The organism is Xenorhabdus stockiae, from assembly GCF_002632825.1.
Taxonomy (GTDB): Bacteria; Pseudomonadota; Gammaproteobacteria; order Enterobacterales; family Enterobacteriaceae; genus Xenorhabdus; species Xenorhabdus stockiae.
In genome coordinates this window covers 64,568-73,032 of the sequence record NZ_NJAJ01000025.1, presented here as the reverse complement: position 1 = coordinate 73,032, position 8,465 = coordinate 64,568, and the positions used below count along the sequence as shown (strand labels likewise).

Below are 8,465 nucleotides of genomic sequence, written 5' to 3'. Positions count from 1 at the left end.
AGCAGTGATAGCGAGGATGTCCAGTACGTCCTTTTCCATGCCCTTTAACCTCGTTTGTTTTATGACAGTAACGACAAATCACATCCACTTTAGCCATATCTCACCCAGAATAAAAAGTAGGGAGTTTATCACAAGATCTAATCATTGGGAGCATGACCTATTTTCATGAATGGAGATCACCCAGCAACCGCTATCAAGCAGTGTTCTATCATTTTGGACAACTGTTTATTTTTATTTTTTCATCGCCAGCTGATATGACTTAACAGCACATCTCTGTGTTTCCGGGCACTGTTTACAGCCTCCACTCAGGCAGGAGGAAATGTCTACTTCCTCCAGTTTACCCATCGTCACCAATTGATTGAGCATGGCTTCTACGATGGGCAGTGGTGCTGAAAACTGATGGCTCAGTGATCTGGCATCGGTGCGCCCATGAAGGGCGACCGTATCGCGGATTTGCAGCAGACTAATCATGGCAACTCCTAGTGACAGCTACCGGAACAATCGCAGCTCCGGTCTCTGGTGCTATTGAATGTGATTGTGATTCTGCTGCGTGCGCGGCGTAATCCGACAAAAACAGCGACATTGAACAAAATGACCGCCAGAATAGTGAGCAGGCTGTTTTGTGGATGTGCCGAAAAGGTTGCAGCCTGATAAAACAGTACAGCCAGAGAATAGGCTACGTTTAACCCCCATAAAATTGAGAATGTCATCCAGCCGCGGCTGGTTTCACGGGCAATGGCACCCATCACAGAAACACAGGGAACATACAGCAGAACAAAGATCAAATAGCTGTAGGCCGCAATAGGAGAACCAAATTTGGCACTCATCACTCCCATTGAACTGCTGTCCATGTTGCCGTCGCCTTTACTGGCTTCAATCGGGTTGGACAGAGCACTCAGGGTGAATGTCTCTTTCAGGCTGTCCCATGTTTCTGTTACTGAGCCTGTCAGTTCATCCAGCAGATTAAACTCACCCGGGTTGAATGGCTGTTTAGTGATGTTTTCTGCGGTATAAAGTGTATTCAGTGTTCCGACAACCACCTCTTTTGCCATCGCTCCGGTGATAAGCCCGACTGTTGCCTGCCAGTTATCAGAATGTACGCCGATAGGATGAAGGATCGGTGTAATGACTTTACTGACCGAGGCCAGCGCTGATTCATTGATATCGTCTACTGTCTTACCAGAGAAAGAAAAGCTATTGAGAGCCCCGATAAGCATACTGGCTGCGACAATCACTTTACCTGCACGGATCACAAATCCTTTCAGGCGTTGCCAGGTCTGGATTAATAACGTTTTAGCATGAGGAACATGATAGACCGGCAGCTCCATGACAAAGGGGGATGCCTCACCACGCATAATGGTGTATTTGAGTAGCAGACCCGTCAGGATGGCAACGACAATACCGAGGATATACAGAGAGAAGACAATGCTGGCACCATGTTTATTAAAGAACGCGGCGGCAAAAACGGCAAAAATCGCCAGACGTGCGCCACAAGACATAAATGGCGCCATCATAATGGTAATCAGCCTTTCACGCGGTGCATCCAGTGTTCTGGCACCCATCACGGAAGGAACATTACAGCCGAAGCCGACAATCAGTGGCACGAAGGATTTACCCGGTAATCCCAGAGACTGCATCAGCCTGTCCATCACAAATGCAGCTCTGGCCATATAGCCGGAGTCTTCAAGAAAAGAGAGAAACAGGTACATCATGCCGATCTGCGGAACCAATGGCAGCATGGTATTGATACCGCCTCCGATTCCTTGTGCAAGGAAAATGGTCAGCCAGCCGGGGAAGTGGAGGGTATAGCCGAGCCACTGCATACCATCAATGAAAATAGCAGAGGAAGCACCATCAAAAATGGGTTGTAAAGCACCACCGATATTAATCGCCAGCACGAACATGAGATACATGACAAACAGAAAGACAGGCACGCCTAGCCAGCGATTGAGAATAACTTTGTCTATCGCCTGAGTCAGTTTATTGGGTATTGCTGAGTCAACATCCGTGACTGTCAGACACAATTTATTGATTGCCTGATAACGGGCATCTGCAATGATGAGTTCAGGTTCTTCAATCTGTTCCTGTTGCAGGCGAAGTTTACTTTCAGCCAATTGTGCCTGCGTCAGTTCTGAACGCTCAAAGCTGTATATATCTCCTTCCAGTATTTGCAAGCTGAGCCAGCGACGCTGTTGCAGATTGAAGTTTCTGCTGATCAGGTCTGCAAGGTTGTTGGCTTCCTGCAATAAAGTATCGGGGTATTGCACCAACACGGGGCGTACAGGCTGGTGGTAGTGGTCAATGGCTTTTTTAAGCGTATCTATCCCTGTTGAGCGGGTAGAGACGAGCGGAATAACCGGGCAACCAAGATGCTGCTCCAGCGCTGCAATATCAATATTGATATGCTGGCTTTTGGCGATATCCAGCATATTCAGGGCAATAATGCAGGGAATACCAAGCTCAATGAGCTGTAATGAAAGGTAGAGATTACGTTCCAGATTCGAAGCGTCAACGACATTGATGAACATATCGGCTTCGCTGCTCAGTATATAGTGACAGGCAATTTGCTCGTCAATTGAGGTTTGCTCGGAAATGGTTGTGAGAGAATAGGTACCGGGAAGGTCGACAAGGTCTATTTGATGTTTTTGGGTGGAAAAATGCCCGGTTTTGCGTTCAACAGTGACCCCAGACCAGTTACCGACCCGTTGTCGGGAGCCTGTAAGTTGGTTGAATAAAGTGGTTTTCCCAGAGTTAGGGTTACCGATTAAACCTATAGTTAATTGTTTCATCATACTTTTTACTGATCAGGAATAGTGTGCATCATTGCATTCAGTCTCAGGACTGTACGGCATCTGGACTTCATTCATTCTGCTGGATGTACTGCTAATGTGAGGAGCGCTAAGTCTTTTTTACGGAGAATAAGGTTGACTCTGCGTGTTTCTATTTGAATGGGGTCTCCCAAAGGTGCAACTCGGATAACCTGAAAAGTAGAACCGGGTAACATCCCCAGAGACAATAATTTTTGCCTGTATGCGCGATTTATCTGTGGGAAGAACCCCAGAATTTTATAGCTTTGATTTGGAGTCAGTGACATATAACACTCCGTTAAAACTCAAAAGACAGTGATTATGAGAATGATTATCCTCAATAAAGCGAAATTCACAAGGAAAAAGTATATTAGTTATTTTGGATTAAAGCGCTAATGAGAATAATATGCAATACCAATATCATCTATTTATCATTGAATAATGACGGAATAAATTGATATTAATCAATTTAATGGTGATTTAATCAAAAATTAAAGTTATGTAAAGAATATCTGAAAGGAATTAATAACAAGCTCCAATAAGAAATGGAGCTTGTTATTATCTATTTTTCTATTAATTTTTCGGTGGATAAAGAAGATCATTTAATGATACTGAGACACGGGCATCATCCTGACGTTCACTCCAGCCTGTTGAGTCGTATACCCACCATGCTTCCACTTTTAATTCATAGAAGCGGCGCATTGCATTGCCATGATAGTCAGCAATCGGGCGGGATTTTTTCTTTCTGATATTCTCATCCGGGTAAGTTTTCAGGAAGAAGTAGTCATAGGTTTCCTGTAGTTCATCGTCGGGAACCTGACGGGCGTGGCCGATGAACTGAGAGCCAGCGAGTATCAGCGATGAATCAGGCGTGGTGATACTGCTGTATATGGTACCGCTGACCCGAGGGTTGATAAGTAGTTCCTGAGAATGGCGGGTATCCTGTTTTGAATACCAGATTAAACTTAATGGATTATATTTAGGAATATAAAAGAGTGTGGATGACCAAACTGATTCGGCATTCGGATCATGAGTGGCAAGATTGAAGAATCTTATATTGCTGAGTAAGTCAAAACTGCTTTGGATATATTTATTCATAAATTATTCCTTAACAATTTGAGTTTATTATCTGTATTTATAGTTATTTAAACGACTTATGGTTACTATTAATAATAGTGATTGAATTTTCGCAACAGATTATATTAAGTATTAATGAAGACAGGCAGTAATTTCTCCTATTTAAATTTATTAGATCGGCAATAAATTGCAGTGTGATGATGAAAATAGTATTGATTTATTAAGGTATTTTATTTTATTAATGAAAATTAAAAACGATTTTCAGTGATGAATATATACAATGGACTTCAAAATACGTTGCAGACGATACAGCGACAATTTGAAAGATAAAGTGTATATATCTAACATATTTTATGCCTGACAGAACTGGCTTAATTAAGCCAGTTCTGAAAGTACACTACCGCAGGATATTAACGTTTTTTACCAAAAGCGGCTGCCAGAGCATCACTCATGGCACTGTTAGTTAATTGTGCGGAACCGGATGAACGGAAATTCTGGCGGCCTTTGCCATTTCGGTTACGTTCATTGCCATTACGTTCCTGGCGGTTATTTCCCTGAGAGTTATTACGGCGGGCCGGAGCTTCTCCCGGCTGCTCATCAAGGCGCATTGTCAGGGCAATACGTTTGCGGTTCAGGTCAACATCCATCACCTTCACTTTCACGATATCGCCCGTTTTCACTACTGTGTGTGGATCTTCCACGAATCGATCGGAAAGGGAAGAAATATGTACCAGCCCATCCTGATGGACACCGATATCAACAAACGCACCGAAGTTGGTGACATTAGTGACAGTGCCTTCCAGAATCATACCTGCACGCAGGTCATTCATGGTTTCCACACCGTCGGCAAACGTGGCAGTCTTGAACTCAGGGCGAGGATCGCGACCCGGTTTTTCCAGTTCTTTCAGAATATCGGTGACCGTCGGGATACCGAATTTTGCCGTGGTAAAATCCTGAGCTTTCAAATCGCGTAAAGCCGCTGGGTTACCCATCAGTTCCGGTAAAGTCTGCTCTGTTGTAGCCAGAATTTTTTCAACGACCGGGTAGGATTCTGGATGGACGGTAGAAGCATCCAGCGGGTTATCACCCTGATTAATCCGTAAGAAGCCCGCACATTGCAGGAACGCTTTTGGCCCGAGGCGGCGAACTTTCAGCAGCTCTTCACGGTTATTGAAACGACCGTTTTCATCACGCCAAGTGACGATATTCTGGGCGACAGAGCGGCTCAGACCTGCAACTCGGGTCAGCAGAGAAACAGATGCAGTATTAAGATCAACACCGACACTGTTTACACAGTCCTCAACCACGGTATCCAGTTTTTTGGCAAGCTGAGTCTGGCTGACATCGTGCTGGTACTGACCAACACCGATGGATTTTGGTTCGATTTTAACCAGTTCCGCCAGTGGATCCTGAAGACGACGGGCAATAGAAACCGCTCCACGCAGTGAAACGTCCAGATCAGGGAATTCCTGAGCTGCCAGTTCTGAAGCAGAATAAACAGATGCACCAGCTTCACTGACAATGACTTTCTGTGCGGTGACAGCAGGATACTGTTTCTGAACGTTGGCAAAGAAGCGTTCTGTTTCACGGGATGCAGTGCCATTACCAATAGCGACCAGCTCAACATTATATTTGGTGCACAGCGCTGCAACCGCTGCGGCTGCTTTGTTTTCCTGACCAGTGTGCGGGTAGATGGTATCTGTAGCCAGTAATTTACCGGTTGAGTCCACGACAGCAACTTTCACCCCTGTTCTCAGACCCGGATCCAGACCCATTGTGGAACGCATACCCGCAGGAGCTGCCATCATTAGGTCATTCAGGTTACGGGCGAAGACGTTGATCGCTTCATTTTCTGCTTTTTCGCGCAGCGTACCCATCAACTCTGTTTCCATATGCAGCAGAACTTTGATCCGCCATGTCCAGTTCACGACAGCCTTGCGCCAGCTATCAGCCGGTGCGCTGTTCAGACGCAGGTTCAGGTGGTCAGTGATAATCTGCTCGCAGTAACTTTCTTTAGGGGCTTCTTCAAACTGGGGATCGGCATTCAGGGACAGTTGCAGGATGCCTTCATTGCGTCCGCGGAACATCGCAAGAGCGCGGTGCGAGGGAACAGAGGAGATAGCTTCATGATGATCGAAGTAATCGCTGAACTTAGCGCCTTCTTCCTCTTTACCTTCAACGACTTTGGCAGTCAGGTGGGCATTTTTCCACAGGTACTCACGTACTTTCACCAACAGAGACGCATCTTCAGAAAAACGCTCCATCAATATATAGCGAGCGCCATCCAGGGCGGCCTTGGTGTCTGTAACACCGTTGTCAGCATTAACGTAAGCGGCAGCGGCAGATTCCGGTTCTTGCTGCGGGTCTTGCCATAACAGGTCTGCCAGTGGCTCCAGCCCGGCTTCAATCGCGATTTGCCCACGGGTACGGCGCTTAGGTTTATAAGGAAGGTAGAGGTCTTCCAGTTCGGTTTTGCTGAGCGTGCTATTGATGGCTTCAGCCAGTTCACTCGTCAGTTTACCCTGCTCTTCGATAGATTTCAGGATAGTCTGGCGGCGGTCTGACAGCTCGCGCAGATAGCCAAGACGGCTTTCAAGCTGGCGAAGCTGGGTGTCATCAAGACCTCCGGTAGCTTCTTTACGGTAACGGGCAACAAAGGGAACGGTGTTTCCTTCATCAAGTAAAGTAATAGCAGCCAGAACTTGTTGGGGCTGAGCCTGTAACTCACCGGCAATAATTCGACTTAAAGATTCATTCATAGTCTATTTTCTTCAACTTTCTCTGCGCCTGTAGATATCAGCAGATATCCGCAGACAGGGCCAGATTCATCATTTAACTGGATGCTGGCAGGGTTCAAACTTGGCTCCATTATATACGTACAGAGCGCAATAATTTCCAGTTTCTATATTTCGTCTTTCAAGTGGCTTCTTTGTTGGCTGCGCCGCATCTTGAAATCCATTGTGTATATGCCTTCTGTCTTTCTTTCGGTTGTCCGTTTTGTTGCAAGGACTGAATCATCGCAGTGACTGATTATTTTCTGCTGTGATGCGACTCGGAATTTAACAGGTATAGCATAATATTTCTGTCATGTTGCGATGGAACTCATCGAATATCTGCCCGGTTAAGATATAGTACTGCGCCATTAATCATATTTTCTCAAGTGAGTTTTTCATGGGCAAAAGTAACTATATTACCCGAGAGGGCTGGCAGGCGCTTGATCAGGAACTGAAATACCTTTGGAAAACTGAGCGCCCACAAGTTACTCAGGCTGTCTCTGATGCGGCTGCATTAGGAGATCGTTCAGAAAACGCAGAATATATTTATGGTAAAAAAAGGTTAAGGGAAATTGACCGTCGCGTGCGTTTTTTATCTAAGAGACTGGATGTCTTGCAAATTGTAGACCCTGATCCGCGACAGGAAGGAAAAGTTTTTTTTGGGGCATGGGTTAAAGTCGAAAACGAAAAAGCCGAAGAATATATTTTCCGTCTGGTGGGGCCGGATGAGTTTGATCCGGCCAAAAAATGGATTTCCATTGATTCTCCGGTGGCAAGAGCGCTACTTGGCAAGCGGGTTGATGATGAAGTGACTGTAATGACGCCGAATGGTCTGGCGGTTTACTGGATTTTGGAAATCAGTTATCAGCCACCGGAAATATAAAAACAGTAGGTGTAAATCAGGGAGCAAGGAAAACAGGGATGAAAAACAGAAACATAAGTAATTATTGCCAATATTGCAAATATTCTTAAAATACATGGCGTTAGTGTTATTTTAAGGCATGGATTTTCTGTAAGAATAATGGATATTGCGGGCATGGAGCATCTTGGGAGCTGACACATGCAAGAGAGTTATAAAATACTTGTTGTTGATGATGATATGCGTTTGCGCGTATTGCTGGAACGCTACTTATCGGAGCAGGGTTTTCAAGTTCGTTGTGTTGCAAATGCAGAGCAGATGGACCGCTTATTGACCAGAGAATCTATTCGATTGATTGTACTGGATTTAATGTTACCGGGAGAAGATGGGCTTTCAATCTGCCGCAGATTAAGGAGTCAGAATAACCCGATCCCTGTCATTATGATATCTGCGAAAGGGGAAGAAGTTGACCGGATTGTCGGTCTGGAAATCGGAGCGGATGATTATCTGGCAAAGCCCTTTAATCCACGGGAATTACTGGCACGTATCCGAGCAGTGTTGCGCAGGCACTCTAATGAATTATCCGGCGCACAGACACCGGATAATGCCGTCGTAACGTTTGGTAAATTTAAACTGGATCTCGGGACGCGAGAAATGTTCCATAAAGATGAACAACTAGCCCTGACCAGTGGTGAATTTTCTGTACTGAAAGCACTGGTGTCTCATCCCCGTGAACCGTTATCGCGGGATAAGCTGATGAGTCTGGCCCGGGGCAGGGAATACGGTGCGACGGAACGTTCTATTGATGTGCAGGTTTCCCGTCTGCGTCGGCTGCTTGAAGAAGATCCGGCACATCCCCGCTATATCCAGACCGTTTGGGGATTGGGATATGTTTTCGTTCCTGACGGTAATCAAGCATAAATAGTAATAAGGTACCTGATAAGGAAT

At 45.5% G+C, this 8,465-nt stretch carries 8 protein-coding genes; 2 read left to right on the top strand and 6 right to left on the bottom strand.

Going from position 1 to position 8,465, the window contains the following annotated elements:
- From Xsto_RS21085 to Xsto_RS13585, 6 genes are all read right to left on the bottom strand, one after another.
- A partial coding sequence (locus Xsto_RS21085) for an IS1 family transposase (protein WP_339955557.1) occupies positions 1 to 97 on the bottom strand: 97 nt, incomplete at its 3' end.
- Between the two features lie 134 nt (positions 98 to 231).
- Positions 232 to 471 carry a FeoC-like transcriptional regulator gene (locus Xsto_RS13605; RefSeq protein WP_099125388.1) on the bottom strand — a complete coding sequence of 80 codons (240 nt, stop codon included), beginning with the start codon at positions 469 to 471 and terminating at the stop codon, positions 232 to 234.
- An 8-nt stretch (positions 472 to 479) separates the two neighbouring features.
- Positions 480 to 2,789, bottom strand: a complete 2,310-nt coding sequence (feoB, locus tag Xsto_RS13600; protein ID WP_099125391.1) for a Fe(2+) transporter permease subunit FeoB — start codon at positions 2,787 to 2,789, stop codon at positions 480 to 482.
- A 74-nt stretch (positions 2,790 to 2,863) separates the two neighbouring features.
- Positions 2,864 to 3,094 carry a ferrous iron transporter A gene (feoA, locus tag Xsto_RS13595; protein WP_099109533.1) on the bottom strand — a complete coding sequence of 77 codons (231 nt, stop codon included), beginning with the start codon at positions 3,092 to 3,094 and terminating at the stop codon, positions 2,864 to 2,866.
- Positions 3,095 to 3,380: 286 nt separating this feature from the next.
- Positions 3,381 to 3,905, bottom strand: a complete 525-nt coding sequence (locus Xsto_RS13590; protein ID WP_099109532.1) for a pyridoxamine 5'-phosphate oxidase family protein — start codon at positions 3,903 to 3,905, stop codon at positions 3,381 to 3,383.
- Positions 3,906 to 4,294: 389 nt separating this feature from the next.
- The gene (locus Xsto_RS13585) at positions 4,295 to 6,643 is read right to left on the bottom strand and encodes a Tex family protein (protein WP_099125387.1); all 2,349 of its coding nucleotides are present in this window, start codon (positions 6,641 to 6,643) and stop codon (positions 4,295 to 4,297) included.
- 412 nt (positions 6,644 to 7,055) lie between these two features.
- Here Xsto_RS13585 and greB point away from each other — a divergent pair, with 412 nt between their 5' ends.
- Positions 7,056 to 7,541 carry a transcription elongation factor GreB gene (greB, locus tag Xsto_RS13580; protein ID WP_099109530.1) on the top strand — a complete coding sequence of 162 codons (486 nt, stop codon included), beginning with the start codon at positions 7,056 to 7,058 and terminating at the stop codon, positions 7,539 to 7,541.
- A gap of 177 nt (positions 7,542 to 7,718) precedes the next feature.
- Positions 7,719 to 8,438, top strand: a complete 720-nt coding sequence (ompR, locus tag Xsto_RS13575) for an osmolarity response regulator transcription factor OmpR (RefSeq protein ID WP_099109529.1) — start codon at positions 7,719 to 7,721, stop codon at positions 8,436 to 8,438.
- Positions 8,439 to 8,465 lie beyond the last annotated feature (27 nt).